The following is a 26,987-nucleotide window of genomic DNA, read 5'->3' as shown; positions in this document are numbered from 1 at the left end:
ATCAGAACTTCAAAGCTGAACCAGGCAGGTCAGCCGACGATACGGCGGGCGCCCATCAGGTGGCCGTCGCCCTTGCTCGACCGGACGTCGACGACCTGTCCTTCGGTCGGCGCGTCGACCATCTTTCCCTCGCCCACATAAATGGCGACGTGATGGATGGCGGCGGGATTCCCCGTTCCGTCGTCATAGAACAAGAGGTCGCCGGGCATGAGCTGGCTGAGCGAAACCGGTTTTCCGGCGGTGTACTGCTGGCGGCTGGTGCGGGGGAGGGACACACCGGCTTGTTTGTAGGCCCACGAGGTGAGTCCTGAGCAGTCGAAGGTATTCGGGCCGGTAGCGCCCCATTTGTACTGTGAGCCTCGTTTGGACAACGCGGCCTGGAGTGCGTCGTTGGCGGCGCCGGGCGGCCCGAGGTAGCTGCCGCTGTCCTGCACCTGTCCGAGCTTCTGCCGGTCCGCCGACGGCAGCTGGCCGAGCGCCTTGCGAACCTCCTTGATCTGCTTGTCGAGATCGCTCTTTCGTTTGCGGACCTCTTCGACGGCCGCCGTCGAGCCGTCCGCGGCGATCTTGGCCCGTCCCTGGGCGTCGGCGGCACCGGCGCGCGCGGCCTCGGCTTTGCCCATGGCGTCCCGCAGGCCGCTCAGCGCTTCTTCCTTCTGGCCCGCGATCAGAGCCAGGGCCGCGGAACGGTCAAGGAATTCCTGCCTGCTTCCGCTGTCGAGGAGCACCGAAGCACCGGTGAGCTGCTGTCCGACGAATGCGGCCTCGGCGATCTTGTTCACATCAGTGCGGAACGTCTCAATGGCCGCCTGAGCTTTCGAGACCTCTTCATTCGCCTTGGTCAGAGCGGCATCAGCCTGCTTGCGTTCTGCCTCACGAGCCTTTTGTTGTTCCTGAGCCGTCAGCATGTCCTCGTCGGCCTTCGCGGCCTGTGCGCCCAGCTCTTGGTAGCGCTGCATCGGGTCCTGGCTGCCAGAGGTCGGCGGGTCGGCGGGCTGGGCGCTCGCTGGAATGACGCCCAACCCGAGAACGACGGCGACTGCTGCTGCGATGAGAGGCGGGCGCGCGTAAGGGCGCCGGTGCGATGTCACGGGTCCTGAATCTCCTGTAGCGCTGGGGATCGATCGTGGGGCCCCCGACGGCCCGGCGGTCACGGTAGGGTAACGAGCTACCGCCTGTCTACTATTACTTTTAGTACTAACGTGATCCGTGTGAGTGTCCGGTGAGACGCGGGTCGGATCCGGCATTGGCCTGGGAGGAGCACGTTGTCGCCGTGTCGAAGCTCACGTACGTCGTCGCGCGCGGGAGGGCTCGCCGTCGGCGAGCTTCGACACGGCACGGCCGGAGCTCCTACTCTCGGCAGGTCTTGTTCTTGTTGATGCAGTTCACGACCCGGTTCATGATCTTCTGCGGCATGACGTTGGCGAAGTCATCGTGGTCGGAGAGTGGGTTGTGTTCCTCTTCGGGGAAGGCGTCAACGGCATAGCGCCGCTCGCGTTGGGCTTGCTGCGGGATGTTGTAGACCAACGTGACCGTCAGCTTCGGAACGGTCCGGAAGCCTTGTGCGCATTTGCCAGCCGCGTTCGGGTAGACGATGTGGTCGCGGTGGTTGGCGCTGTCGATGTTCTTGCCGTCCCAGCAACTCGGGAACTCGTGGATGCGTTCCACCTTGCTGCCGCCCGGGCAGATCGGGTACTTGTCGATGAGGCGATCCTCGAACCCTGTGCACGTCCACGAAGCGCGGGCGTTTCTCGTGCCGTTGGTGGACACCTTGGCGTCGCCGTACAGGATCCGCAGGAACTTCGGCATCGCCTGAACCTTGCCGACCGGACTGCCTTCGAAGGTCAGCTTCACGACTTCGGGTCGCTGGATCTCGCCTTCGTTCCCAGGAAGTTCGTTGTTCTGATCGGCGCCTTGCAGAGTGGCTTTCTGGCCTGAGAACACTTTGTCGTTGGCCTTGCTCGCTTTGCAGCCGGCGAGCCGGTCGAGGCCCGCGCGTTGGGCCTCACGGCCGATCGCGTCGGCCATCTGCCGGAGGGTGGTGGCACGGCGATCTTGGAGCGAGGTCAGGACGGAATCCGGTACTGCTCGTTGTCCGGAGGCGGCGAGCTGCCGATTGGCCTGCTCGACTTGGTCGTCGAGGGAGCCGAGAGCCTTGTCCACTTGCTGCTGGGCTTGTTCAGGGACGTCGGGCAGTTCGGGTGCCACGTCTGGGCAGTTCACGACCTCGTCGTTGCGAGATCGCTGGTCGCGGTCACCGGCATTCTTCGGTGGCTTGTTCGGTGCCTCGGCGTCGCCGTTCTCGTTTATGCGGATCACGGGCCAGAAGTACGCCGACTTGTCACCGTTGCGGCACGTGGTGCCCGAGGCAAGCAGGCTCTCGTTGGTCGAGTCGGCGTTCGTGGACAGGTTGCCGACGTAGTCGTGGAGGTGCTGCGCTCCGTTGCGGACGCCGGGCTGGGCGATGAAGTTGTCCGGGTTGAAGTGGCCGTTCTCGTTGCGGCCGCAGTCCACGGTGAAACTGCCTTTGGTGGCGGCACGTTTCTGATCGGGCTTCTGCACGTTGGGCTGCACGGTGGTGATGTCGACGTAGTCGTCGGCATTGCCCTGACCATCGGCCAGTGCCGCGCCGACGCCGCCGGATGTCGCGATCAGCACCGTCGTCGCGACGGCGATCACGGAGCCCATCGCCGCGGCGGTAAGGCGGACCTGTTTCTTCGACAGTCTATGTCGTGCCATTTCTGCACCTTTCACGTCGGAGACAGCAAAAAGGCATGGGGTAGCCAGGTGGGAATGGTGAGTACAGCGAAAGCGGTCAAGGTCGTGACCGAGTGGAGACTCCACCGTCCGAACAGGACGGACATGATCGATCAACGAGGTGATCTAAAGGTTCATCTCGGACCCTCCGCTTCGTCGGCTTGGCCGGGTGAGGCCTCACCGATAGCTACGAAGCCGAGTAGTAGAGGGATCAAAGCGAAGCGTCTTCGTTATTGTTCCGTAATATTCGGCGTCTTGAGGTCAGGGGCGTGGCCGACGGGTTTTTCGGTCAGGTGGCGCCGGTTTGAACCTGGAGGCCAGGTCGGGGTCGTCCTCCCACCAGGGGCGCATGGTCGCGGGCAGTGGACGGTCTTTCCCGATGCTGCCGGATTCCGCGCGCTGGCGTTCGTCGAGTTCGCGGTCGATCTCGGCGGCGTGCGCGCTTTCCCGGCGCCTCAACTGGTTGAGAGACAGGATCAGGAAGGGCACGAGCGCGAGGTCGCCGAGACCCCACAGGACGGCGGCGCCGGTGGCCTGGTCGGTTTCCACGCTGAGCCCGCCGGCTCCGTTGAGGCCGAGGTAGTAGTCGGCCGCCACGAGAGTGCCGGACATGAGCAGGCCGAGCGGGATGACGACGTCCAGGGCGACCTCGGCGAAGGTGAGTGCGACGGAGACATAGTGCGGGTAGAGCTCCGGTACCGGATCACGTTGCAGGCGGGTCCAGAAGTAGTGCCCGCCGGCGAGCAGGAGAATGAGCTGTGTGACCTCGTTGAGGATGGGATTCTGAAGGCTGGCCTCGTACCAGCCGCTGCCGTACAGGGCGATCGGGGTGCCGAGCAAGACCACGGCCCCGACCATCGGATGGGTGATCACGCGTGACGTGCGCGAGTGCAAAATGCCGCTGAGGCGGGCTCGCGTGGCGGCGCTGACGGTGTCACGGGCGAGTCGGCCGGGCAAGGCGTGGGCCAGAAACTGCGGCGTGATCATCAGCAACGTGGTCACCTGAATGGCACGAATGCTGAACAGCATGGATTGGTAGGCGCCGATCGCGGAGAGCGTGACCAGCGCGTAGGTGCCCAGGCCGGTGTACCACCAGACGATGCGCACCGTCGGCCAGGCCTGGCCGGCACGCCAGAGTTTCCGGACACCGCGGCCGTACCAGATTCCGAGGATCAGGATCAGGACGACGGGGACCGGCGCCCAGACCCACTCGGTCACGGCGGCCGACCAGTTCAGCGGAGGGAGCGAGCGGTCATTCACGGTGTTCGGGTTGCTGATCGTGATCGACGGGGTCCGGTGCGCCGGGCGCCTCATCCGCGGTGGGCGATGAGGTGCTGGTCGTCGCGGCAGCCGTATCCTCCGGCGGTGCCGGGCGACGGGCGGGATCGCGGGCCTGGGCGATGCCGATTCCGGTGAGTACCACGACGAGCCCGACGGTGATGGCGATCAACGTCCAGACGCCGGCGCTGCCGGATCCGGCAGCCAAGGTATGCACAACCGGGGTGTCTGCCCGGTTGACGACGGTTTCGATGAACAAGAGGCCCGTCCCTCCTCGCGTTCGGTTCAGGATCCAGCGGTTGCGGGCGCGCAGGACTTGAGTCAGCACATCGACGGTAGACTACTAATGCTGGTAGTAGGCGAGCTGGGGTGGCGAAACCTCTCTCCTTGACCGGGCACACCGGACGACGGTCTGCCGTCGTCCGGTGTGCCGAGGAGACTTATGCCTTTGCTGACACGGCCGGTGTGAGGTGCTCGGCCTTGTCCAGCGCGTACAGGCACCAGGCGCAGCCGGCCCCGAGCACGGCGAGGACTCCCCAAGGGGCCGCGGGTGCACCGGCGTTTCTGGCGACATCCAGTGCTGTACCGGTGACGAGATTGCCGAGCAGGATGCCCACGCCGACCACGGTGTTGTAGAGGCCGTAGTGCGTGGCGACCAGTTTGCCTCCGGACAGTGTGATGATCGTGTCCATTTCGAACGGGAACACCACGATGGTGCCGATCGCCAGCAGGGCGGCGGAAAGGAGCAGGGATGCCCATCCGAACGCGGCACTCGTGGCGCCGGCGGTGAGCATGGGCGGCACGAACGCGGCTCCCATGAACAGGAGGCCGATGGTGATACATCGTCCCCGCCCCCACCGCTGGCGGCACCACGCGGTGATCCGCAGTTGCCCGGCGATCGCCAGGCCGCCGGACACCGCGAAGAGCGCCGCCACCAACGCGGTTCCCGCGACGCCCGGCCCGCCGACCCGGCGAGCCTCGAGCGGCAGCGCGAGGTAGATCTGGAACGACAGGACGTACGAGCCGATCATCGCGAACGAGAACAGCAGGAACGAGCGGTTGCCGAACGCGGTGCTCCAGTCCTGACGGATCGACGTCCGAGCGGTTTTCTCGCCCGTCCCAGATGAACGAGCGGGTAAGGACCGGATCTGCAGGACGGTCAGGCCCGCGAACACCGCCGCCGCGACCAGGCAGGTCATCTGGAAGGCGAGGCTCGTCAGTACGAGGCCGACGACCGGCCCGAGCAGGATCCCGGCCTGGTAGAAGACATTGAAGAGGGCGAACGCCTCGACACGCCGTTCCTCGCCTGCGTCTTTGGCGAGATACGCGCGCACAGCGGGGTTGAACAGCGCGCCCGCGAACCCGGTCGCCGCCGAGGCGATGATCAACGCCGGCACCGAATCGACCAGGCCGAGTAGTACGAAGCCGGCGGTCCGCAACGCGCAGCCGGCGACGATCAACGGTTTGTACCCGAGCCGGTCGGCCAGCGTCCCTCCGATCAGGAACATCCCCTGCTGAGAGAAGTTCCGCACCCCCAGGATGAGGCCGACGGCCCAGCCGGCGAGGGCGAGGTCCGCGGACAGATGCCCGGCCAGGTAGGGCATCAGCATGTAGAAGCCGAGGTTGATGGAGAACTGGTTCACCATCAACAGCTGTGATGGCCGGTCGAACGAGCCGAACTTGGAGATCAGGTCCTTCACGCCCGCACCTCGGACGGGATGGCGACGCGCGCGCACCGGGTCCACCGCTCCACAACGCGGTCGCCGGATTCGGCGATGACGTCCGGCTCGGCGGCCGGGGCCTGATCGAGAAGTCCTTGTGCCGCGCAGTAATCATCGTTGTAGACGGTGTCGAAGTACCGATGCGGACCGTCGGGGAAGATGGCGGCGATCCTGCTGCCGGCTGGGCCGGTCCTCGCGAGCCACCCTGCGACGAGCGCGACCGCGCCGACGCTCCAGCCACCGGTCGCGTGATGCGACGCCGCGAGCCTCCGGCAGGTCCACACGGCCTCGGCCGGTGATACCCAATGGACCTCGTCGAAGCCGCCGTAGTCGACATTGCGGGGGTAGATGCTCGATCCCAGCCCCCGCATCAGCCGGGGGCGCGCGGGTTGCCCGAAGATCGTGGACCCCACGGTGTCGACACCGACCACCTTCAGCTGCGGGAAATGTTCACGCAGGACTCGGGACACTCCGGCCGAATGCCCGCCTGTCCCCACGGAACACACCAGTACGTCGACCTGGCCCAGCTGGTCGATGAGTTCCAGGGCGAGCGGCTTGTAGGCGGCTACGTTGTCCGGGTTGTTGTACTGATCGGGGCAGTAGGCGCCCGGTTCCTCGGCGAGAAGCTGTTGCACGCGCTCCCTGCGGGCCTGCTGCCACCCGCCTCGTGGATGCGAGGTGGTCACGAGCTCGACGCGGGCTCCGTGGGCGGCCAGCATCCGGTGCACGATCGGCTCAAGGCCTGGATCGGTGACCACGGTCACCGGGTGCCCGTAGACGATGCCGGCGAGGGCGAGACCGAGCCCGAGAGTGCCGCTGGTCGATTCCACGATCCTCGCCCCTGGCGCCAGGTCGCCGCGCTGCCGAGCCCGCGAGATCATGTGCAGCGCGGGCCGGTCTTTCATGCCGCCGGGGTTGAAGCCTTCGAGCTTGGCCCAAAAGCCGCGGCCCGGCGCCGCGTTCTGGTCGTCGATCCACAACACCGGCGTGTTGCCGACCGCGCTCGCCGGATTCCGGCCGCGTGAGGTGGCCCTGACCTGTTCCGGGAGGGCGCCCTCGGGCAGGGTCGAATCGTTGGCGGACAAGGATGTCCTCATCGAAGTCTCTTTCATGTGTCGCCGCGGTACGCGACGGGTCAACGGACGTGATCAACGGGTTGCCACGCCGGTCACGTCCGGGCGACACAGAGTTCGATGAGGAGCCCCCGACCGCGTACGCAGAAATCCTGCCCCTGACCCCGATAGCCACGTGAGAGCAAGGGAAGGGACGTAGTGCCCGCCGATGCCAACACCGCGTGGACGGGCGAGACGGGCCACGTCTCGTCGATTGTCCCCCGAGCCGCCCGGCTGAGCGTGTCGGCCGCAGTGGATTGCGTGTGACCGTGGTGCGAGAGGTCGCAGCCATCGCCAGTTTCCGGCGATGGAGTCGCAGCGGCGGCAACAGAAGCGACGGCGTGCAGATGATCATCAGGCCCGTGTGAAAGACACTGCCCCAGATGCAGTGAGAGGAAGCAGAGGAGCGCAAAGACCGGCCACGCCAGCGTCATCGCCCTGCGACGCCTCGTAGTCGAATAGCCCCTCACAGTTACCAAACCGTAGCAGCGATGATCTTGGCGCGGCCACATCCAGGCGCGGTGAAGCCATAATTTGTCAGAAATTCACCCGATTCGATCTGCCTACTACGTTCCGTAGTTGCCGGGTGTCGCGGTTGATGGCCTCCGTCGAGACTCTTGTATTCGGCGTGCCTGAGACCTAAGTTTGGTGCAACGAAATTCTGTCCAATCTGCGGTCTGACCCCCGAGCGCGAAGGTGAGCGATGAGGACGCACAGCGGTCCAAGCCAGAGGCGCACCTGATGGCGCCGGCGTCACGACGCCGCTTCTTGGTGGGCGGTGGCGCTTTGCTCGGCGCGGCGGGAACAGCTTTCGGTGCCCACGCTGCGTTGGCCTTGCCCGCCGAACAGCCACCCGGCGGGCACCCTGGCTCCGACGGGCATGGCGGTGGTGTCAACGGACCGACCTTCCGCAAGGGCGGCGTCGTCGACCACCGCGCCAACGGCTTCCATCCCGCTGAGATCCTGCGGGACTTCGACTACGGCCGCGTGACGACGATCGCCGGAGGCAGGACTCTGCGTGAGTGGGAGATCTACGCGAGCGACGAGGACATCGAAGTCGCACCCGGCGTACGGTTCCCCGCCTGGACGTTCAACAGCCGGATCCCTGGTCCCACCCTGCGTTGCCGCGAAGGCGACCTGCTGCGCGTCAAATTCACCAACGGCTCGGCGCATCCCCACACCATGCACTTCCACGGCATTCACCCGGCGGAAATGGACGGCGTCCCCGGCATCGGACCTGGCGTCATCCAGCCAGGGAAAAGCACGGTGTACGAGTTCGACGCCAAACCGTTCGGGCTTCACCTCTACCACTGCCACGTCGGTCCGCTGGCCGAACACATCGCCCGAGGGATGTACGGCACGTTCATCGTCGACCCGCCGGAGCCTCGCCCGCCCGCGGACGAGCTAGTGATGGTGATGCACGGCTACAACACCACCTTCGACGCGCAGGGCAATCAGCTCTACGCGGTCAACGGGATCCCGTTCCATTTCATGTACGAACCGGTCCAGGTGAAGCGCAACGAGCTGATCCGGATCTACCTGGTCAACATTCTCGAGTACGACCCGATCAACAGCTTTCACCTGCATGGCAACTTCTTCGACTACTACCCGACCGGGACCCGGCTGGAACCCGCCGAGTACACCGACACCGTCGTGCAAGCACAGGGACAACGCGGTATCTGCGAAGTACGTTTCCCCTATCCCGGCAGATTCATGTTCCATGCACACAAATCGGAGTTCGCCGACCTCGGCTGGATGGGCATGTTCGAGGTGACCGAATGACCGGCGACAAGGTGACACGAACGCGGGTATGGATCGCCGCGGTCGGTGCCATCGCCCTCATCGGCATCGCGCTGACCGTCCTCGCCGTACTCGGCGGCAAGACCTTGCCGGAACGGACCGGCCCACCGGTCGAGCAACTCGCGGTGGAGCGCACGGAGCTGATTTCCGGAAGGATCATACTCACCGTGCGCAACGCCGGCGCGGACCCCGTTCACGTCGCGCAGGTGTTCGTCAACGACGCCTTCGTCGACTTCGCCGGTAGCGCCGCGCCGATCAGACCACTCGCCAGTGACACCCTGCGCCTGGACTACCCGTGGCAGGACGGCCAGCCGTACATCGTCTCCCTGCTCACCTCGACCGGCCTGGTGATCGAACACGAGATCCCCGCCGCGGTGACCACTCCACATGCTGACGGCGGCTTCTTCGCCGTGATGGCACTGCTCGGTACCTACGTCGGGATCATCCCTGTGGTGCTCGGCATGCTGTTCCTGCCGGTGCTGCGCCGAATCGGCCGCCGCGGTGTCCGAGTGGTTCTCGCGGTGACCCTGGGATTGCTCGTTTTCCTGGGAATTGACGCCACCCTTGAGGGCTTCGAACTCGCCGAGCGATCCGGCGGAGTGTTCGGTGGCCAGGCTTTGGTCGTGCTGGGCGCCGTTCTTGCCTTCCTCGCGCTGACCGCGGTGGACCGGATCCTCCAGCGCCGCCGCACGGTCGAGGCGGCAGAGGAACCGGCGGGGATCCGGTTGGCGGTCATGATCGCGATCGGCATCGGGCTGCACAATCTGGGGGAAGGCCTGGCGATCGGTGCCGCCTACGCCATCGGCGAGCTTGCTCTCGGTACCGCGCTCGTCGTGGGATTCACCATCCAGAACACCACCGAGGGCCTCGCCGTCGTCTCGCCACTGACCGAGCGACGTCCGGCGGCCCTTCGGTTGCTGGGCTTGGGAGTCATCGCCGGCGCACCGGCCATCCTGGGCGCGATCCTCGGCGCCACGGTGAACAACGCCGAACTGTCAGCTTTCCTTCTCGGTATCGGCGTCGGCGCGATTGCCCAGGTCCTCATTCAGATTGTTCCCTCCCTCCGAGGCAAGGAGGGACGTCTGCTCGAACCCGCCACCATCGGAGGCGTGGCGGCGGGCCTGCTGGCGATGTTCCTCACGGGCCTGCTGGCCACCGCCTGAGCATCAGCCGGGTCGCCTTCGGCCCAGCCGCGTGCCAACGGTGCTGGGCGCACCGCGCCGCCTGGCCGCGACGCAGGAAGAACACGCGGGGCGTCTGGAGGGCCTCCCCTCGTCGGCAGGGCACCGATGACGGTGCGTCGCCACGGATTCCGTAGGCGGAGTTGCACGTACAGCCGCACTTCGGCTTCCGCGGCTGCGCCCGTCATCCCGAGGGCTTGCTGGATGAGGCGGTTTGTGTGGGCGCGAAGCCTAGAGCAAATTTAGCGGAGCTAATCAAGTTTCCACAGGTCCATTCGTAGCATATGAAACCATACTGTCCGGTATTCGTAGGTGGCTGGAGAAGCCTGATAAATGTGACGCGACCATACGGGTTGCCAGCTGGATCTTTGTTGCACCCGAGTGGGCGACGCGGTGTCGGCTCTAGAGGGGGCAGGATTTATCGGCTACCTGGGGTTCGTGAGTCTCTCCTGAACATCGCGGCCCGAGGTCCGGGTTTGTAGTGCGCAGTTCGAGGAGTGGGGACCAAGTCGTGGCTCGTACCGCAACGACGTACGTCGAACGCTCCCTTTCTCCTGTCTTGGCGAGGGCGAGTCTGCGTGTTGTTTCCCGGTCGGCGCGAAGGAAATCTGGGAACGCCGCATTACTGGGCTGTCGTCATATCACGCAGAAGGAAAGCCGCCGGCCTGGTGATCGAGTTCCGCCACCATCAGATGACCAGCGAAAGGCGTAAAATGGAGCACGCTCACGCAGCTGCACGAATCACGGAACTGCTCTCGGTGGATCTGCCGCCGGTGGCGATGACGTTCGCCGACACACCACCCGACGGCGTCGCCGTGTCGACCGAGGCTGTGCCCTCGAGTTGTAACTTCTGGCGTGTCGCGGAGAAGGGGGTGTTCTACGCCTCCGCCGAACAGCATTTCAACTGCCCGGTCGGAGCGATGGTGATGGGTTTCGAGTTGCCCGAAGCAACAGGTGAGCAGCTCGGGGGCCTGGTGCAGTCGATGTGCGATGCCCGCTATCTGGATCCCGAGGAGGCGGCGAACATCCCGTCGGTGGGGAAGAAGAGCGCGGGGATCGTGTACGGGCCGCTGGCGGAGTTTCCCGTCGAGCCCGACCTGATCCTGCTGTGGCTGACACCGGTGCAGGCGATGATCTACAACGAGGCAGCGGGGAACGCCAAGTGGACCGAGTCTCCGATGGACGTCTCGGGCCGGCCCGGCTGCGCGGCGCTGCCGCTGGCGTTGAAGAGCCAGACGCCGCGAATGGCTCTGGGGTGTATCGGCATGCGCACCTTCACCGACATCGCCGACGACCGCATCCTCGCCGTGCTGCCCGGCGGCAAGGTTGAGGAGTTCGTCACGGCGCTGGAGACCACGGTGACCGCCAACGCCGAGATGAAGAAGTTCTACGAGACCGCGAAGGCCGGCTTCGTGTGAGCCCGACACTTCTTTGTTGACGTGCGTCGCGACAGCCCCTGCCTCCGGTGGTTGGACCATTCCGGTGGCGGGGGTTGTGTGCTGAACCACGCGCCTCGTACGGTCGGACACATCGAAGAACCTGGATCTAGTACATCGAGGTAGCTCGATTTAGGGGGCTGATGTGGCGCAAGGGGAGCGGACCGCGGTGGTCACCCCGTCCGAGGCCGAATGCGCCCCGATCCCGTCCTCGGGAGTGCCGCTGTGCAGCGTTCCCTTGACGACGCCGCGGCTGCCCGCGGATGAGGCCACGCAGATTTCCGTGCTGTTCAAAGCCCTCGGGCATCCGCACCGGGTGCAGCTGATGAACCTGCTGGCACGCCAAGGCACCCCGGTGTGCGTCTACGACATCACCATCGCGATGGACCTCGCGCAATCCACCGTGAGTCACCACCTCAAGCAACTCGTCTCGGCCGGGCTGCTGCGCCGGGAGCAACGCGGGATCTGGGCGTACTACTCGGTCGACCGCGCAGCGACGAAACACTTGTCCGCGGTGATCGATCTGGATGTCGCACCGCAACGCAACGAACGCGACACGGCCGCCGCGCGAGCCTGACCGACCTGCAGGACCGGAGGGGTGGAGAACCGTTGGGGGCGAACGAAAAACGTACGGTGTTCACCGACGAAGCCGCCCGAGTGCTCGCGGGTCGTGAACGCGACATCCTCCCGCCTTCGGTGCGGGCACCGGCCTTGCGGGTGTTGTGGGTGTCGCTGGTGGTCGCCGCGGCCGGCCTCGGAATCCTGGCGATCGTGATCGGGCGGCTGCTGTGACACGCAAGACGCGGCTGACCGGCCGGGTCCCGCTGGTGTTGCAGTCCAGCAACGCCGAATGCGGTCTCGCGTGCCTGTCGATGATCCTGGGCTACCACCGACGTCCCACCCCGGTGCGGGAACTGCGCGAGCTGAGCGCTCCGGGGCGAGACGGGGTCAGCGCGGGCGGGCTGCTGCGCGCCGGGCGCGCCTGCGGACTGCGGATGACCGGCTACGCCGCCACACCCGAGGCGTTCGGGAGCGTCGAGCTGCCCGCGATCGCGCATTGGGAGGGCAACCATTTCGTTGTCGTGGAACGGTTGTCACCACGACGGGCCGATATCGTGGATCCCCGCCGCGGACGTCGACGCCTGACGCCTGAGGAGTTCAGTGCTGGGCTGGGACGGGCTGTGCTCAGCGCCGGGCCCGGTGAAGAGTTCGCGCCGCGAGCGGCGTCCGGGGAGCACTTCTGGCGTATCTACGCGCGATCGCTGTGGCAGCTGCCCGGCACGGTGGCGCTGCTGTTGCAGGTGCTCGCGGTCAGCATCTTCGCCCAGGCGCTGGTGGTGGCGATGCCGCTGGCCACCCGCACGGTCGTCGACGACCTGCCTGCCTTGCGGTCCACCGAGTTGCTGCCGCTGATGGGCATCGGCATCGCGGTGGTGGCCCTGGCACAGTTGGTCACCACGTTGCTGAGGTCGTCGCTGCTGGTTCATTTGCAGGGCCGTCTCGACACCGCCGCGCTGCTCGGGTTCAGCGCGCACCTGTTCCGGTTGCCGCTGCGGTTTTTCGAGCAGCGCAGCACCGGCGACCTCGTCACCCGCTTCGGCAGCATCGCGATGCTGCGCGACCTGATGACCGGCCAAACCCTCGGATCCTTGCTGGACGCTGTGCTGGTCTTGGCCTACCTCGGCGTGCTGGCGGCCCTCGATCTGCCGGTGGCACTGGCGGTGCTGGGTGTCCTGGTGGCCGTGGTGGTGCTGCTGATCGCCACGACCCGCTCGGTCCGGGAACGGATGGCCGCGGATCTGGCTACGCAGGCCGAGACGCAGGGCTATCTCGTCGAGTCCTTGGAAGGGATCGCGACCTACAAGGCCGCCGCGGCCGAAGACCGCGCGCTCGGCCGCTTGGGACACCTGCTGTCGGGGTGGATGAGCGCCACCTTGGGCCGGACCTACCTCGCGGCTGTCGTCGACGCCGTCACCACGGCGCTGCGGGTGCTGACGCCGCTGCTGGTGCTGTGGTTGTGTGCGACCCGTGTGCTCGCCGGAACGATGACGCCCGGGACCATGCTGGCGGTCGCCTGGCTCGCCTCGGCCATCGTGTCCCCGGTGGCGACGGTCGTGGCCAACGGGCAACGGCTGCAACTGGCCGGTGCTCAGCTGCAACGGCTCGCCGACGTCCTGGACAGTCCGCCCGAACGCAGCGACCCCGCAGCCGCGGGCCACCGGCTGCAGGGCCGGATCGACCTGGCGAAGGTCGGCTTCCGCTACGACCTCTACAGCCCTCCTGTCCTACACGACATCAGCGTCTGTGTCTCGCCCGGCGAGAAGGTCGCAGTGGTCGGGGCCACCGGGTCGGGCAAGACCACGCTCGGCATGGTGCTACTCGGTCTCTACAGTCCCACCAGCGGGGAGATCCGCTTCGACACCATCGGCGCCGGGGGTCTAGACCCCCGCGCGCTGCGCGCTCAGATCGGTGTCGTGCCCCAGGAACCTTTCGTGTTCGCCGGCACCATCGCCGACAACATCACCCTGCGCGACTCCAGCGTTCCCTCCGAGGAGATCGAACGCGCGGCCCGGCTGGCGTGCCTGCACGACGAGATCACCGCGATGCCGATGGGCTACGGCACCCAGCTCGCCCAACGCGGCAGCGGACTCTCGGGCGGGCAACGGCAACGACTCGCCCTCGCCCGTGCCCTCGTGCGCGAACCGCGGATCCTGCTGCTGGACGAGGCCACCAGCCACCTCGACGCGGCCACCGAAGCCCGCATCCACCACAACCTCGCCGGACTGCGCTGCGTGCAGATCGTCATCGCGCACCGGCTGAGCACCGTCCGCGACGCACACCAGATCCTCGTCCTGCACCAGGGCCGCATCGCCGAACACGGCACCCACATCGACCTGCTCGCCCACGGCGAGTACTACGCCCGGCTCGTCGCCGCCCAGATCGACCAGGCACCCAACGGCGGTGGCGCCGGCGTCACCCCGGTGCCGGCCACCTCGGTTTCCCAGCTCACCGCTCCTGCTGGCGGCGAGAACCACACTCCAGCAGATACCGAAAGGAGGTGAACCACCATGGAGGACACCATCGTCGTGCCCGAACTCACCGAAGCCGAACTCGAGGAGATTCAGGGCGGCCATGACGGCGGCCCGTGCTGCGTCCTGACCGCCGACGGCGGCTGCGGCTGCTGACCCGGTTATGCGAGGAGAACCGGGTGGTGGGCGGGCCAGTCGTACCCTGGCCCGCCCACCACCTGGCCATCTCACGCCCGCCACCACAGCGGGCGCAACAGTCATCCTGCCGTGAAACCCGATCGGCCGCGTAACCGTTGCACGCCGGACGTCCGGTGCGAGCGGGGGCCACCGGCCTGTCGCGGGTTCTCGACGCTCACGCCACACCCGGCGCTGAGACCGCATCAGCACGCGACAGGAGGTGACACACATGGAGATCACGACTGCCCCGCCGAAGGAACTCACCGAGACCGAACTCGACGAGATCCAGGGCGGCCAGGGCGCGCAGGTATGCGCGAGCAGCGTGGACGGTGACTGCATCTGCAAGCCCGAATAGATGCAGGTGTCCGCGATGACCGTGGACGGATGAAGGTGTGGTGAGCGGACCAGTCTTACCCTGGTCCGCTCACCACACCCTGTGCACGCCCGCGTGAACGGGCGCAATACGCATCTTGCCGCGACACCCGTCCGTGCCGCCGACCGAGCCCTGATCAGACCAGCAGCGAGCCGAAGATCTCACGTCCCAGCTGTCCGGCCTCGACCACGCTGAGAATCGTGCCGGGCACGTCAGGATGTGCCGCGGCCCAGTCGACGGCGTCGGCGTGACTGGTGAAGAAGTTCAGATGGCCGCAGCACACTTCCGCGGCCGGCCCCGCGTCACAGCCGGTGCCGGCGAAGACCACCACCGCCGTCGACGGCTCGGCCTCGGGACGCCCGCCGTGTACTGCGACGACGACGTCGGCGCCGTCCGGTGTGGTCGAGACGATCTCGGCGTCGGTGGCCAGCATCGCCGGGATCCCGAGTGCGTCGACCGCGCACATCGCGAACACCCTCACCCCGCCCGCCAGTGTGACCCGATGCCGGGTCGGGAGTGCCGAGAACGGATAGGCGGCGGTGATGCGCCCGGCCTCGTCCAGCCGGAGAAAGTCGCCGCGATGCAACGCGGCCAGCACCTGCGGGGCCGTGGTCGAGGACTCCGCGGCCACCCGAGCCAACTCGTCCATCGTCGGAGGACACCCCGTCGCAGAGAAGGAACGCAGGACCGCCTGCTGGATCGCCCTCTGTCCCCGCTCTTGCGGAGCAGGGCGCCGCTGTCCGTCGACACCCAAGATCTCACGCAGCCGCGGTGGCAGACTCACCCGCGGTGGCTCTGTCCCACTCGCTTGGGCGAGCGCGGCGACCAAGACAGCTTCCGACGGCGCGGGCCGCGCCTGGCCGTGCTCGTCACGGAACAGCCGGCACGACACACTCGGCTGCGACCCCGGCTCGGCGAACGGGTCGGTCCCGTTCACCAGCAGGGTCGGCGAACCGCGCATGCCTTCCCGCTCGGCCTGGTCTTGGTCGAGGACCTCGCGGTGAACCACCCGGACGCCCGGGCGATCGGCGAGCACAACCCGCAGCAAGTCGTCGACGAGCGCGACATGTGGACAGTCCGGAACGGACAGTACGACCAACTCCATGACACCCGTCCTCTGCTGCGTGGCACGTGCGATGAACTCGATGACGACCGTAAACCCTCCCCTCGACTGGAAGGTCAAGGCGTAAGGTCGGCACCATGCGCATCGGCGAACTCGCCCGGACCGCCGCGGTCAGCACCAAGACGATCCGGTACTACGAGCAAGCCGGCCTGCTGCCCGAACCACCGCGCACATCCAGCGGTTACCGCGACTACGACCCCGGCGCCGCGAACCGGCTCGAGTTCATCCGCACCGCCCAGACCGCAGGGCTCTCCCTGGCCGAGATCAGGGACATCCTCGCCATCCGGGACACAGGTCAAGCCCCGTGCGAACGCGTCGGCGAACTCATCGACCGCCACCTCGGCAACGTCCGCCGCCGCATTGCCGACCTGCGCGCGGACGAGCACGACCTGGACCAGCTCAAGGCACGAACCGGCACCTTCACCGCCGCTTCCTGCACCAGCACCGCCGTCTGCGGCATCTTCACCCGCTGACTCGAATCCACCGCGCCAGCGAGTCGGGGACCGCTTCGGAGACCCGAACGGTTAGAGCCCGAACGCGCCGCCTTCGACGAGGATGAGCAAGCCGATGCCGATCAGGACGACAGGCAGCAGGACATGCCCCCACTTCGACAACGCCTTCGCGATGGCCGGGCGGGTGGCGAAGTACCGGCCCGCCGCGATCCAGACCGCGAGCAGGAGCATGAACACGACCACATAGACGGTCATGCCGCCGATGCCCGCGGTGGCGAAGACAGGTACGTAAACCCCGATGTTGTCCCCGCCGTTGGCGAAGGTCACGGCGGCCACGGCGAGGACCTTCGGGCCACCGTCCTGAGTGGCCTTGTCGTCATCGGAGTCGTTGCGGTGCCGCCACGCCTGTACCACGGCTTTGATCCCGAGCGCGAGCGGCAGCAGCCCTAGGTAGGGAATGACGTCGTCGGGAAGGAAGGTGGCGCCGAACGCGGCGGGCAGGGCGACGGCGAGGATGAGGGCGAAGCCGAGGTACTGGCCGATGGTGATGGCGCGTGTCGCCCCGCGGTGTCCGGCGCCTTGGGCGAAGAAGAGTGCCAGGACGACGATGTCGTCGATGTTGGTGACGGCGAACAGCGCGGCCGCCTGACCGATGGTGCTCACGTTCACGGCCGACCCGCCTTCCGGACGGCGGGTGACACGGTGATCGGCTCGGTGTTTCCGCTGGTGTGGCAGAACACTGCCGACGATGATTGCATGATCACCCTTGGGGTTCGTGGTCGGCTGGTGGCGTCAGAGCACACCGGGTCCGGTGGATCTCCGGTCGGCCCGTGCGTGCGGTGCGCCTGATCAGCAGCGGCGAACTTGAACGAAACTCAGCGTGGACCGCTGACCGCCAAGACTCGCGATCAGCAGCGACCCGGACCGGCGCGTGGGTACTGCATCGGACGAGCTTGAGATGACACACCCGGCCGCGGCGTGGTCGCGGCCGGGGTCCGAAGGTTGCGGCAGGACAGTGGCCCGCCCGAGCACGGTCACTTCATCGGAGGTGAGCCCGGCCTGGCCGGTGCCGTCGTGACTGGCCGATACCGGTACAGCTGCCAAGGGTGACGGTACGAACTGGTGGGCCGTCACCTGCGTGTCGGCGATCGCGAGAGGAGAGTCCGGCATCACCAGGTAGACAAGAAAGGCAGTGGCCATCAGCACGATGACCGTCCGCACCCGTCGTGTCACTCGTCCTCCGAAGTCGGACGGCTCTGCCTCAGAGCAGCATGGCATATGCCGCCACCCCAGGATCCCTCCAGCGGACGATCACCATGTGGCGGTGGATGTTCGTGCTGGCACCGCGTGGTTGTCGAGGCCAGATGCCAGTGCGCGGCCGTAGTCGACGAGGACGGGGTGCAAGTGAGTCCACGAGCCGTGCTCTCCGGTCGGAGTGGCGGAAGCAGTACTTCCCGGTGGGACCAGTAATCCCGTGCAGCCCCGTGGCGCATTGGAGTGTCGACGGCCAACGGAGTCGACAACTCTGTTATTTTCCTAGTGATATTTGCCAGGAGACAGTGACAGGTGGTGGTGAGTGTGGCGCATGCGCGACGTACACAGGATGGGATCCTCGCTCGAGGCGTAGCCCGCCGCGTCCTTCGCCCGTACCTCAAGCTCCTTGCGATTGTGATCGCAGAGGCTTGGGCGACCTGGAATCAGCTTGGCACGGCCGCTCCTGGAGTGCGAATGCAGCTCGGGCGTGGGGCGCGGGCGATCGCGGTGAGCGACTTCATCAAAGACCAGATCATGCGCCGCTTCGAGCGTGTCGGCGGCTGCGAGGTCGTCTTTGAGTACGGACGGCCGGTCCTCGTGTTCGCAAGTGGGGACTTGAAGCTGAGGCTGGGCAAGGTCGAGCCCGGGATCGTCCCGGCGCCCCGCAATGAGCGCCAGCTGCGCATCTGGGGCCAGGCGGATGCCGCGTTGTTCACCCTGCCGGGAATGCCCAGTGGAACGTGGGCTCGGTGTGGATACGTGCTCGACTCCACGGAGACCGTCGTCGAGAGCATCCAGGTGCTCTGCGAGATGAACGGCGAGCACAAGTGGGACATCGCCGTTCCTGTGCCGTGGTCTGTCACTAAGACTCCGACCCCACTCACCACCACTGTCGTGCCGCCAGCGAAGATCGCCTCGGCAATCCCGCAGGCAGGCACACGGCCCACGCTTGCGTCGTCCGACTAGTGAAGAGGTGAGAGTGTGTCGGCCAACCCGCAGATGATCTCGCTCGTGCGGGAACTAAGGCGCATGACGCAGACGCACCTTGCAGAAGCGGTAGGGGTCCGCCAGGGTTTCATCTCGATGATCGAAGCTGGTGTACGAGACCCGAGCGACGATGTGGTTCGGCTCATTGCGAACGCGTTGGACTGCCCCGTCACGCTGCTAGAGGAGCAGGCCCCAGTGCGCGGTGGCGAAGCTCAAGACCTGCACTTCCGTCGGCGCAAAACGCTGCCAGTGACTGAGCGGCGTCGTATGGAGGCCAAACTTCACCTCAGCTATCTCACGGTCCGAGGCCTGCTGAGCGGCATTGACTATGAGCCGTCCCTGCTGATGCCGTCGCTCGACATTGACGATATCGACAGTCCTGCCGAAGCAGCGCGTCTGGTTCGACGGCTATGGCGGATCCCCACAGGGCCGATTCCTGATCTGACCGCCTACCTTGAAGCAGCTGGGATCTTCCTGATCCCGTGCAGTGCGCCGAGCAAGATCGACGCGGTCACCCGTCGCTGCGAGGAAGGCTGGCACGTCACCGCCTACAACAAAGGCATGCCCGTAGATCGTGACCGGCTGACCCGTGCCCATGAACTTGGCCACTTGATACTTCATGAGCGATACAGCGGAGCCGACGCCGAAGAAGAGGCCAATGAGTTCGCCGCCGAACTTCTCGCGCCAGCCGACGAGATCTACCCGCACCTCGCCGGCATCACCACACGCGATCTAGGCAAGCTCATCGACCTACGGATGCACTGGAAGGTCAGCGTGCCCTTTTTCGTGCACCGCGCAGCCGACCTCGGCTGTATCTCCGAACGCCAACAACGATCCTTCTACCAACTTCTCAACAGTCGCGGTTTGATGCATCAAACCGTGGACCACCAACTGCCGCCAGAACAACCCACACTCCTGACACGGATCATCGACGTCCACCGAACGACTCACGAGTACACCCTCGACGACCTAGCTGAGTCCGCACGCATGACACCTCAGCGCTTCGGAGCTAAGTTTGGGCAGCCACAGCACGAAGCTGCGGAGGAAACAACTTTGCGATCGTCGAAGTTGAAGATCGTGCGCTAAGTACTCTCGCCCATGCGACGGTGTGCTCCGCAGGACGCTTCTCGCTGCGTCGCTAGGCCACGACGTCTCCGATTGGGCTCCGTTGCCGACGTAGAGCCCGTCACGGCTTGACATGTCGCGACACTCGGACATGGCCTGAAGTCACGCTGACCTGCACGAACTGGCAGAATTCGGCACTGTGCGACACCGGCCGACACAGCTGAGTTGTGGACTTTTAATCCGTAGGTTCTGGGTTCGAGCCCCAGGCGGCCCACTCACAGATTTCCGCTGGCTGGCGGAAATCGCCGATTCGACGGCCAGGTCGCCTCATCGGCTAACTCGACGGCACTGAAGCCCTGAGCGGACCGTGCGTGTCGTGTCCATCGCCGGCGACGCGGCTGCTGCCTTCTTCCAGCTGGGCGAAAACGATCACGTTGTCGCGGTAGGAGCGCACGGTCCGGTCGAAGGAGCCGCCGCAGGTGATCAGCCGCAGTTCCGGGCCGCCGGTGCGCCCGTAGACCTCCTTGGTGGGGAAGCGATCTTTGGCGACGCGGATGGTTCGGTGCACCACGAAGGTGACGACGGAGCCGTCCGCGCGTTCGACGGTGACGCGGTCGCCCGCCGCGAGTTCATGCAGCCGGAAGAAGATGCCGGGCTGGGCCGCGCCGTCGACGTGGCCGACGATCACCGCGGGCCCGGTCTGTCCGGGCGCCGGTCCCGGCTCGTACCAACCGGCCTGCATCGGGGTGGCCACCGACGGGATCTGCATCCGCCGGTTCGCGTCGAGGCCGAGCTTGATCAGTGACGAGTCGGCGTCGATCTTGGGGATGTGCACCGCGATCGGGGCCACCCGGACCGCGGGGTCGACGGCCGGCGGCGACGGCGGTGAGGCCGACGGTGAGGCCGGAGCGGCGTGCGTCGTGCCGGGCGCGGCGGCTATCGCGGCCGGCGACGGCGTCATGTCCGTGGTCAGGCCGATCACCAGTCCCAAGGCCGCCGCGGCGGCCAGGGTCGCGGTGATCGCGCCGAACGCGGGACGTGGCGTGGGGCGCGGCCACTCCTTGTCCCGGCGCAGCTGCCGGCCGGCCTGATAGAGCGGCTCCCAGCTGACCGCGACGATGATGACGAGGGACGCGCTCACCACGGCGAAACCGGTATTTTCCGGCAGGACCGTGACGGCGGTCAGCATCCACGACAAGCCGAGCAGCACGAGCAGGGTGAGCCGGGTCTGGATTTCGGACACGGTCATGACCCACTCCAGTCGAACAGGAGGGATGGTGTGGTGTGGCCGGGGCTTGGCCACACCACACCGTTCCCCCTAGCGGAGGTGACGACGGCGCGCGGATACCGCCGTCACCATGAGCAGGGCGATCACCAGAACCGCCAGTCCGCCACCGACGATTCCGCCGATGACGCCCTGGTGATCTCCGGCGGTGCCGCCACCGCCGGCCTCGACCGCGCCGGCCGGCACCGGGTATCCGGCGTCGACGTGCTCGCCCGAGGACCCGTGCGTGGCCGCTGCCACCGAACCGCTGTGCGCTCCGGCTTCGTGGGCGCTGCCGACCGCCGACGAAGTGAGACCGCCGTGACCGCCACCTACCGGGTGGCCGGTCGCGGTACCGGTGGTGCCGTGCGCGGTGCCACCGGTCTGGTGACCGGCGGTTCCGCCGGTGCTGCCACCGGACGGCGAACCCGGGTGGGTTCCGGGCAGGTTCCCGGAGCCACCGTGCGGGTCACCGGTGCCAGGTGCCGGTGCCGGAGCCGGAACAGGTGCCGGTACCGGTGCCGGGCCGGCGGGGGCGAGGTAGGCGGTGCCAGTGGCGCTGGCCTGCTCTCCGTTCGCCGTGGTGCCGGTGACCGTGACGGGTGCCACGGTGGTGTCCGCGGCCGGTGTGACCGTTCCGGTGCACAGGGTGCTTTCCTTGGCGGCCAGCGTGCTGTCAGCACAGGTCATCGCACCAATGGAAGTGGCGCCGGAGACGTTGCCGACGGTGCTGGTGCCGGTGTTGGTCACCGGCACGGTCACCGTCGCCGGTTGGCCGGCGGCGACCGGTACGGCGTTGTCCGGTGCTCCGGCGTTGGTGCCGTTGACCGTGGGCGTGCCCATGGTCAGGTGACACGAACATCCGGTGTCACTGCCGTTACCCGCCGGATCGGGTGCCGGGGCGACGTAGGCGGTGCCGGTGGTGCCGGCCTGCTCTCCGTTCGCCGTGGTGCCGGTGACGGTGACCGGGACAGCGGTGGTGTCCGCGGCCGGTGTGAACGGCCCGGTGCACACGGTGCTTTCACTGGCGGTCAGCGTGCTGTCGTAACAGGTCATCGCACCGCTGGGGGTGGTGCTGGTGACGTTGCCGACGGTGCTGGTGCCGGTGTTGGTCACCGGCACGGTCACTGTCGCCGGTTGGCCGGCGGCGACCGGTACGGCGTTGTCCGGTGCTCCGGCGTTGGTGCCGTTGACCGTGGGCGTGCCCATGGTCAGGTGACACGAACACCCGGTGTCGGCCGGTGCCGACGTCTCCGGGCCGGTGGTCGTCGCACTGGCGGTGCTGTCACCTGTGCCGGTACCGCTGGCGGAGGTCGCCGGCATTGTCTTGGCGACGCTGGTGGCTCCGCTTGGCGCGAGCCCTCCGGTGATCGCCGAAGTAGCGGCGGTCACCGGGCTGGACAAGCCCGATCGTGCGGAGCTGACCGGCTCGAGGACTCGTGTCACGGAGGTGTCCGATCGAGTCGCCGATCCGCTGCCCGCCGACGTGGTCGAGCTGGTCGAATGGGCGCCGGTCGTCGTCGCGGATGCCGAGGTCGTGCTGGTCGATGCCGCCGTCTGCGGCTGCACGAGTCCCGACACCAGCGACGTCACGGTGTTCAGCGGACTGGTGCCCGCGGTCGTCTGGTTACTTGTTCGCGGTGGCTCGGTGGCCTCCTCGGCGTGGGCCACACCCACACCGAGGAGCATCAAGCCACCTGCGAGTAACCCGGTCTGGATGGACCGTTTTACCCAGGTACGCATGAGAAACCTTTCCAAGCTCTGCTGGGGCCGATCAGTGATCTCGGCGGTGTCCGGCCGTCGTCAGCCGATATCCGTCAGTGCGTGCTCGCGCCGGTGAGCGCGGACAGCGGCGACGCGGCGGACAGCGGCGACGTGGTCGAGCCGGTCGACGTGGTCGACGCAGCCGATCCGGTCGAGGTGGTCGACGTGGCCGACTTGGCCGACACAGCCGACTTGGTCGACGTGGTCGAGGCGGCCGTGGTGGCCGAGTTGGCCGGGACGCACGTGCACACACCGGTGGTGGTGTAGCGCTGCGAGAACCCGACGGTCGAGGTGTTGCCGGCGGCGTCCTTACCGGTGAAGGTGGCCTTCACCGTCTTGGCGCCGGTACCGGCGGTGAACCCGATCGTGCACTGGGTGCTGGCACCCGGGGCGAGCGTCGTGCTGCCACAGGTGACCCGGCCGTTCTGCGAGGTGCCCCGCAGATCGGTGATCGGCGCGCTGCCGGTGTTGGTCATCTGCACCTTGATGGTGGACTTGCTGCCGGCAGGCACGGTCGCGGTCGAGTTCGAGCCGATCACGGCGCCGTTGACCGTGGGGTTGCCGGTGATGGTCAGCTTGCCGGCGCCCGCGGGCGTACCGGTGTAGAAGACCCGGCAGGCCTTGCTCTGCTGGGTGCCGTTCGGACCCGACACGGTGAAGTTGAACTGCGCGGTGTTCGAGCCCGGCCGCGCCGTCGTGGTGACGGTGCAGCGGGTGGTGCTGCCCGGTGCCAGCTGGCCCGAGCCACAGTTCAATTTGCCGAGCGAGGTGTCGCCACCCAGCCCGGACACCGGGACGGTGCCGTTGTTGGTCACCGGAACTGTGATGGTGACCGTGCTACCCGACGGAACGTTCGGGCCGGGAGCGGTGCCCGCGGCCTTCCCGTTCACCAGCGGAGTGCCGACGGAGATGCTCGCCGACGGCTGCGGCTGCGGCTGTGGCTGCGGAACCGGGACCGGCGTCGGCTGCGGCGTCGGGTGCGGAACCGGGACCGGGTGCGGAGCCGGCTGCGGGGCCGGGGTCGGTTGCGGGACAGGAACCGGGGTCGGTCGCGGAACCGGCTGCGGGTTCGTCCCCGGCACCACGTTGCCGAGCAGACCGGTCACCGGCGAGAGGATCCCGCCGATACCCGGCAGACCCGGAAGCGGAGACTCACCCGGCTGGCCGGCGCCGGGAAGACCCGGAAGCGGCAGGCTCGGCAGACCCGGAAGGGGTGCGCCCGGCGTGCCAGGGGCAGGCGTGCCGGGAGCAGGCGTGCCGACGTAGCGGATCGTCGTCTCCGAGCTGATGGTCGAGCCGTTCGGCTTGGTACCGGTGATCGTCAGCTTCGCGCTCTGCGAGCCCGGCTTCGCCGGGGCCGTGAACGTGTAGGTGACGGTGCCGCCCGGCGCGACCGAGGTCGCGGACGGGGTGACGGTGCCGCCGGGGAACGAACCGCTCAGGTTGGTGAGCGGCTCGGTGCCCTTGTTGGTGAAGGTGACCGAACCCGAGACCGGCGAGCCGGCCGGGATGGCCGGACCCTCGCCCGAGATCGGCTTGCCGCCGATGGCCGGGACGCCCGGTTGCATCGGCGTCGAGCCGGCAGGCGAACCGCCGAGCGCGCCTCCGACGATCGGCAGGCCGCCGGTCGGGAGGCCGCCGGTGAGGGTCTCGCCGCTCGAGCCGGGCAGGCCAGGAAGGCCGAGCGACTGGAGCGTCTTGATGTTGTCGGTGATCTTCAGGACGTCCAGCATCGCGGCCGGGTCGCCGCTGCTCATCTTGTCGAACGCGGTCTGCCACAGCAGGCGCATCGCGTCGAAGTTGTTGCCCGCGAAGGACAGGTACTCGTCCGGGGTGAACACCGTGTCCGGACCGAGCCGGTTCATGATCTCGGCGACCTGGAGGGTGTTGTAGAGGTAGTCCGGTGCCAGGACCTTCGCCGGGTCGGGAATGCTCGGCATCCCCTTCTGGACGAAGGCGGCCACCTTGTCCGGCGTCGGCAGCCGGGACATGTCGACGGCCATGGTCTTGGTGTCGATGGGCAGGCCCATGCCGCCGCACCCGGTCGCCATCGTCAGATAGTCGGTCCCGTGGCCCCGCACGTGCGAGGGGTTGAAGATCGGGATCCAGCCCAGCGGTCCGCCGTAGGCGTCGACGACCGGCATGTGCGAGTTCCCGATCGCGCCACTGGCCATCGACAGGATCAGGTTCTTGTACGCCGGGTCCGTGTGGTAGGTCAGGGCGTGCGAGTTGCTGCCGAGCAACGGAATCCCGTCCTCGTTCTTCCACATGTGCTGCAGGAAGAAGTCGCACGCGTCGCCGCCGCCCTCGTGGGAGGTGTCCCCGGTCGAGTGGCCGGCGCCGGACTGGTTCGGGTCGACGGACGTCTGCTTGGTCTCGCCTCCGAACAGGCCACCGGTGAAAATGCCACCGCTGAGCACGTCGCCGCTGAGGAACTTGCCCACGGTCGGGATCTGCGCGGTCGGGAGGTCCCCGGTGGCCGACGTCGTAGAGGGCTGGCCGCTGGTGGTGCCGCTCGTCCCGGAAGCACTCACCGGCGAGCTGGGCTGAGAGCTCGCGAACAGTGAGGTGGTGTCCGTTCCGGAAAGGCCAAGGCCATCCAGGCCCGGCAAGGAGGCGGCAGCGGCGTTGGCGGTCAAGCCGATCAGCGCGAAGGTCGCGGTGATCGACATCGCGGCCGCGTTGCGCAGCGTGCGACTCGACCGGCGGGAACATGGATTCGCGAGGGAAAGGCCGATGGGGGCCCTTCCGCTGGGGACATCGGCGCGATGGCGCCGAGTCCGACGTGTGAATTTCATTTCAACGCTCCAGTTGATGAGCGCCTGCCGATAACATCGGCGCGGCGGTTGACGTGTCTGCTGTGAAACGGGTGTTGTTCTTTGCCGACAGCCCTTGGACACCAGCCGTTGATGGAGGTAGTGGCAGCGGGAACCACCGACTTGCGATTTCAGCCCTGAGTTCGCGAGCCGGCCGCCGAGTTGCACCTCGACGGTCCTGCTGTCGCTACCGATCAATGGATTTGCTTCGCGATCGCTTTCGCGTGAATCGCGTTGGCAGCCGACACGTCAGTCCGGCGACACCGAAGGATCATCCGCACGCATACGGAGCGGGAGATGGTGATCCGAGACCGGCTCGCCGATCGTGAACCGCGAGCCGATCGGTCCGCCGTCGAAGATCGCGGCGGAAGTCGATGAACCACCCTGTGCGGCCGACGTGCCCGACGAGGGGGCGCTACCGGGCAGCACCGCCGGCGAGATCGGGACGATCGGCGACAGCGGCGACAGCGGCGATGGGGTGGCGGGGTTGGTCAAGCGAGGCAGTGCGTGATCGGCCGCCGGAGCCGGCGAAAGCGGCGCCGCGTCGGTCACGCCGACGGCCGCGGCCGCGAAGTCGGCCGTGGGCACCGGCGCGTCAGCGGCCGGTTCCGGCGCCGCGACCGGAGCGATGTCCGGCATCGCCGGGACGAACGACGTGGCCTCGGGGTCGGGTGTCTTCGGTGAGATCACCGAGGTGACCGTCACCGTGACCCAGCCGACCGTCCGTTGCGCCGCCGACTCCGTCACGGTCAACGGTGCGGCCACCTCGGAAACCGTCTGGACCGCGGGCGCGACCAGAGCCGAACCCGTGTCGGTCACCGAGCGGACGGTCCGCGTCGTCGTCTCCAGCACCGGCTCCGTCAAGGCGGTGACCGCCTCGCCGGCGGTGCCGACGACGGCGGCCGCGGTGTTCGCCGTGCCGAGCACCTGGTGTGTCGCCGCGACGGCGTCCGAGGTGACCTCGCGGACCGTCGTCCGCACCAGGTCTCCCACGTTCGTCGGCGGCGGAACCGGGATGGATCGCGGCGGGTATTCCGGAGAGTCTTCGGCCGGTGAATCAGCGGCGACCGGGAGAGGGGAAACCTCCTCCGCGGTGGCCGAACCCGCCAGGACGGCGGCACCGGCGAAGCCGGCGATCGTCAGTCCGCCCAGCGTGCCGAAACGGAGCAAGGCGCGCCCGCGACGACCGTGCGAAACGGGCGACGCGCCCGTTTCACCCCGAGTCGTTCGCAGCCACACCATCGCACTCCACCATTTCCGGTTTGCTCGAAGGTTGCCCCAACAGACGACAGTAAGGACCCGTCAGGCGATAGGGAATTGCCACTTACGGGACCCGCCGTCGCCACTCCATACAGTCGGCGGCTCCCGCATGAACCACTTTCCGTCGGTGTCGAAATG

24 protein-coding genes are annotated in these 26,987 nt (G+C 67.2%); 11 read left to right on the top strand and 13 right to left on the bottom strand.

Features of this window, described 5'->3' with window-relative positions:
* Positions 1-29: 29 nt before the first annotated feature.
* The 6 genes from NQK81_RS21295 to NQK81_RS21270 form a co-directional block, all read right to left on the bottom strand.
* Complete coding sequence (locus NQK81_RS21295) at positions 30-1,091, bottom strand: C40 family peptidase (RefSeq protein ID WP_257489489.1); 1,062 nt, start codon at positions 1,089-1,091, stop codon at positions 30-32.
* Positions 1,092-1,350: 259 nt separating this feature from the next.
* A complete protein-coding gene (locus NQK81_RS21290) occupies positions 1,351-2,739 on the bottom strand; it encodes a DUF1996 domain-containing protein (RefSeq protein ID WP_257489804.1) in 1,389 nt (462 codons plus the stop codon).
* Between the two features lie 279 nt (positions 2,740-3,018).
* Positions 3,019-4,017, bottom strand: a complete 999-nt coding sequence (locus NQK81_RS21285; protein ID WP_257489488.1) for a cytochrome c oxidase assembly protein — start codon at positions 4,015-4,017, stop codon at positions 3,019-3,021.
* Positions 4,010-4,294, bottom strand: coding sequence for a hypothetical protein (locus NQK81_RS21280; RefSeq protein ID WP_257489487.1), 285 nt, complete (start codon positions 4,292-4,294; stop codon positions 4,010-4,012). Before NQK81_RS21280 ends, NQK81_RS21285 begins: the two co-directional genes overlap by 8 nt.
* Positions 4,295-4,475: 181 nt before the next feature.
* Positions 4,476-5,735, bottom strand: a complete 1,260-nt coding sequence (locus tag NQK81_RS21275; protein WP_257489486.1) for an MFS transporter — start codon at positions 5,733-5,735, stop codon at positions 4,476-4,478.
* Positions 5,732-6,853 (bottom strand): PLP-dependent cysteine synthase family protein, encoded by a 1,122-nt coding sequence (locus NQK81_RS21270; RefSeq protein WP_257489485.1) that lies wholly within the window; start codon positions 6,851-6,853, stop codon positions 5,732-5,734. The genes NQK81_RS21275 and NQK81_RS21270 overlap by 4 nt, the downstream gene beginning before the upstream one ends.
* A gap of 756 nt (positions 6,854-7,609) precedes the next feature.
* On the opposite strand from NQK81_RS21270, the gene NQK81_RS21265 reads away from it, so the two are divergent.
* From NQK81_RS21265 to NQK81_RS21235, 7 genes are all read left to right on the top strand, one after another.
* Positions 7,610-8,650, top strand: a complete 1,041-nt coding sequence (locus tag NQK81_RS21265; protein ID WP_257489484.1) for a multicopper oxidase domain-containing protein — start codon at positions 7,610-7,612, stop codon at positions 8,648-8,650.
* Complete coding sequence (locus NQK81_RS21260; RefSeq protein WP_257489483.1) at positions 8,647-9,831, top strand: ZIP family metal transporter; 1,185 nt, start codon at positions 8,647-8,649, stop codon at positions 9,829-9,831. Before NQK81_RS21265 ends, NQK81_RS21260 begins: the two co-directional genes overlap by 4 nt.
* A 686-nt stretch (positions 9,832-10,517) precedes the next feature.
* Entirely contained in the window at positions 10,518-11,267 is a 750-nt protein-coding gene (locus NQK81_RS21255) for a DUF169 domain-containing protein (protein WP_257489482.1), read from the top strand.
* A 163-nt stretch (positions 11,268-11,430) separates the two neighbouring features.
* A complete protein-coding gene (locus tag NQK81_RS21250; protein ID WP_257489481.1) occupies positions 11,431-11,862 on the top strand; it encodes an ArsR/SmtB family transcription factor in 432 nt (143 codons plus the stop codon).
* 32 nt (positions 11,863-11,894) lie between these two features.
* Positions 11,895-12,077 (top strand): hypothetical protein, encoded by a 183-nt coding sequence (locus NQK81_RS21245; RefSeq protein WP_257489480.1) that lies wholly within the window; start codon positions 11,895-11,897, stop codon positions 12,075-12,077.
* On the top strand, positions 12,074-14,347 hold the full coding sequence (locus NQK81_RS21240) for a peptidase domain-containing ABC transporter (protein WP_257489479.1): 2,274 nt from the start codon (positions 12,074-12,076) through the stop codon (positions 14,345-14,347). Before NQK81_RS21245 ends, NQK81_RS21240 begins: the two co-directional genes overlap by 4 nt.
* Positions 14,348-14,720: 373 nt before the next feature.
* Positions 14,721-14,846 (top strand): bacteriocin, encoded by a 126-nt coding sequence (locus tag NQK81_RS21235; RefSeq protein ID WP_257489478.1) that lies wholly within the window; start codon positions 14,721-14,723, stop codon positions 14,844-14,846.
* Between the two features lie 154 nt (positions 14,847-15,000).
* Here the strand turns inward: NQK81_RS21235 and NQK81_RS21230 are convergent, their stop codons facing one another.
* Positions 15,001-15,969 (bottom strand): alkylmercury lyase family protein, encoded by a 969-nt coding sequence (locus tag NQK81_RS21230; RefSeq protein ID WP_257489477.1) that lies wholly within the window; start codon positions 15,967-15,969, stop codon positions 15,001-15,003.
* A 95-nt stretch (positions 15,970-16,064) separates the two neighbouring features.
* On the opposite strand from NQK81_RS21230, the gene NQK81_RS21225 reads away from it, so the two are divergent.
* Positions 16,065-16,460, top strand: a complete 396-nt coding sequence (locus tag NQK81_RS21225; RefSeq protein ID WP_257489476.1) for a heavy metal-responsive transcriptional regulator — start codon at positions 16,065-16,067, stop codon at positions 16,458-16,460.
* Positions 16,461-16,511: 51 nt separating this feature from the next.
* Here the strand turns inward: NQK81_RS21225 and NQK81_RS21220 are convergent, their stop codons facing one another.
* Both NQK81_RS21220 and NQK81_RS21215 read right to left on the bottom strand, forming a co-directional pair.
* On the bottom strand, positions 16,512-17,108 hold the full coding sequence (locus tag NQK81_RS21220; protein ID WP_257489475.1) for a cadmium resistance transporter: 597 nt from the start codon (positions 17,106-17,108) through the stop codon (positions 16,512-16,514).
* Between the two features lie 180 nt (positions 17,109-17,288).
* Positions 17,289-17,660 carry a hypothetical protein gene (locus NQK81_RS21215; protein WP_257489474.1) on the bottom strand — a complete coding sequence of 124 codons (372 nt, stop codon included), beginning with the start codon at positions 17,658-17,660 and terminating at the stop codon, positions 17,289-17,291.
* Between the two features lie 507 nt (positions 17,661-18,167).
* On the opposite strand from NQK81_RS21215, the gene NQK81_RS21210 reads away from it, so the two are divergent.
* Together NQK81_RS21210 and NQK81_RS21205 are read left to right on the top strand one after the other, a co-directional pair.
* A complete protein-coding gene (locus NQK81_RS21210; protein ID WP_257489473.1) occupies positions 18,168-18,659 on the top strand; it encodes a hypothetical protein in 492 nt (163 codons plus the stop codon).
* Positions 18,660-18,674: 15 nt separating this feature from the next.
* The gene (locus NQK81_RS21205) at positions 18,675-19,766 is read left to right on the top strand and encodes an XRE family transcriptional regulator (RefSeq protein WP_257489472.1); all 1,092 of its coding nucleotides are present in this window, start codon (positions 18,675-18,677) and stop codon (positions 19,764-19,766) included.
* A gap of 313 nt (positions 19,767-20,079) precedes the next feature.
* Here the strand turns inward: NQK81_RS21205 and NQK81_RS21200 are convergent, their stop codons facing one another.
* Both NQK81_RS21200 and NQK81_RS21195 read right to left on the bottom strand, forming a co-directional pair.
* On the bottom strand, positions 20,080-20,994 hold the full coding sequence (locus tag NQK81_RS21200; RefSeq protein ID WP_257489471.1) for a class F sortase: 915 nt from the start codon (positions 20,992-20,994) through the stop codon (positions 20,080-20,082).
* 69 nt (positions 20,995-21,063) lie between these two features.
* Positions 21,064-22,218, bottom strand: a complete 1,155-nt coding sequence (locus NQK81_RS21195; protein ID WP_257489470.1) for a hypothetical protein — start codon at positions 22,216-22,218, stop codon at positions 21,064-21,066.
* 22 nt (positions 22,219-22,240) lie between these two features.
* Here NQK81_RS21195 and NQK81_RS21190 point away from each other — a divergent pair, with 22 nt between their 5' ends.
* Positions 22,241-22,849 (top strand): hypothetical protein, encoded by a 609-nt coding sequence (locus tag NQK81_RS21190; protein WP_257489469.1) that lies wholly within the window; start codon positions 22,241-22,243, stop codon positions 22,847-22,849.
* On the opposite strand, the gene NQK81_RS21185 is transcribed toward NQK81_RS21190, so the two are convergent.
* Both NQK81_RS21185 and NQK81_RS21180 read right to left on the bottom strand, forming a co-directional pair.
* The gene (locus NQK81_RS21185) at positions 22,827-25,445 is read right to left on the bottom strand and encodes a COG1361 family protein (RefSeq protein ID WP_257489468.1); all 2,619 of its coding nucleotides are present in this window, start codon (positions 25,443-25,445) and stop codon (positions 22,827-22,829) included. The genes NQK81_RS21190 and NQK81_RS21185 overlap by 23 nt on opposite strands.
* Before the next feature lie 393 nt (positions 25,446-25,838).
* Positions 25,839-26,831: a hypothetical protein gene (locus NQK81_RS21180; protein ID WP_257489467.1), complete on the bottom strand. Its 993-nt coding sequence runs from the start codon at positions 26,829-26,831 to the stop codon at positions 25,839-25,841.
* Positions 26,832-26,987 lie beyond the last annotated feature (156 nt).

The organism is Amycolatopsis roodepoortensis (assembly GCF_024628825.1).
In the GTDB taxonomy this organism is placed as follows: Bacteria; Actinomycetota; Actinomycetes; order Mycobacteriales; family Pseudonocardiaceae; genus Amycolatopsis; species Amycolatopsis roodepoortensis.
This window is presented reverse-complemented; position numbering and strand designations above follow the sequence as displayed.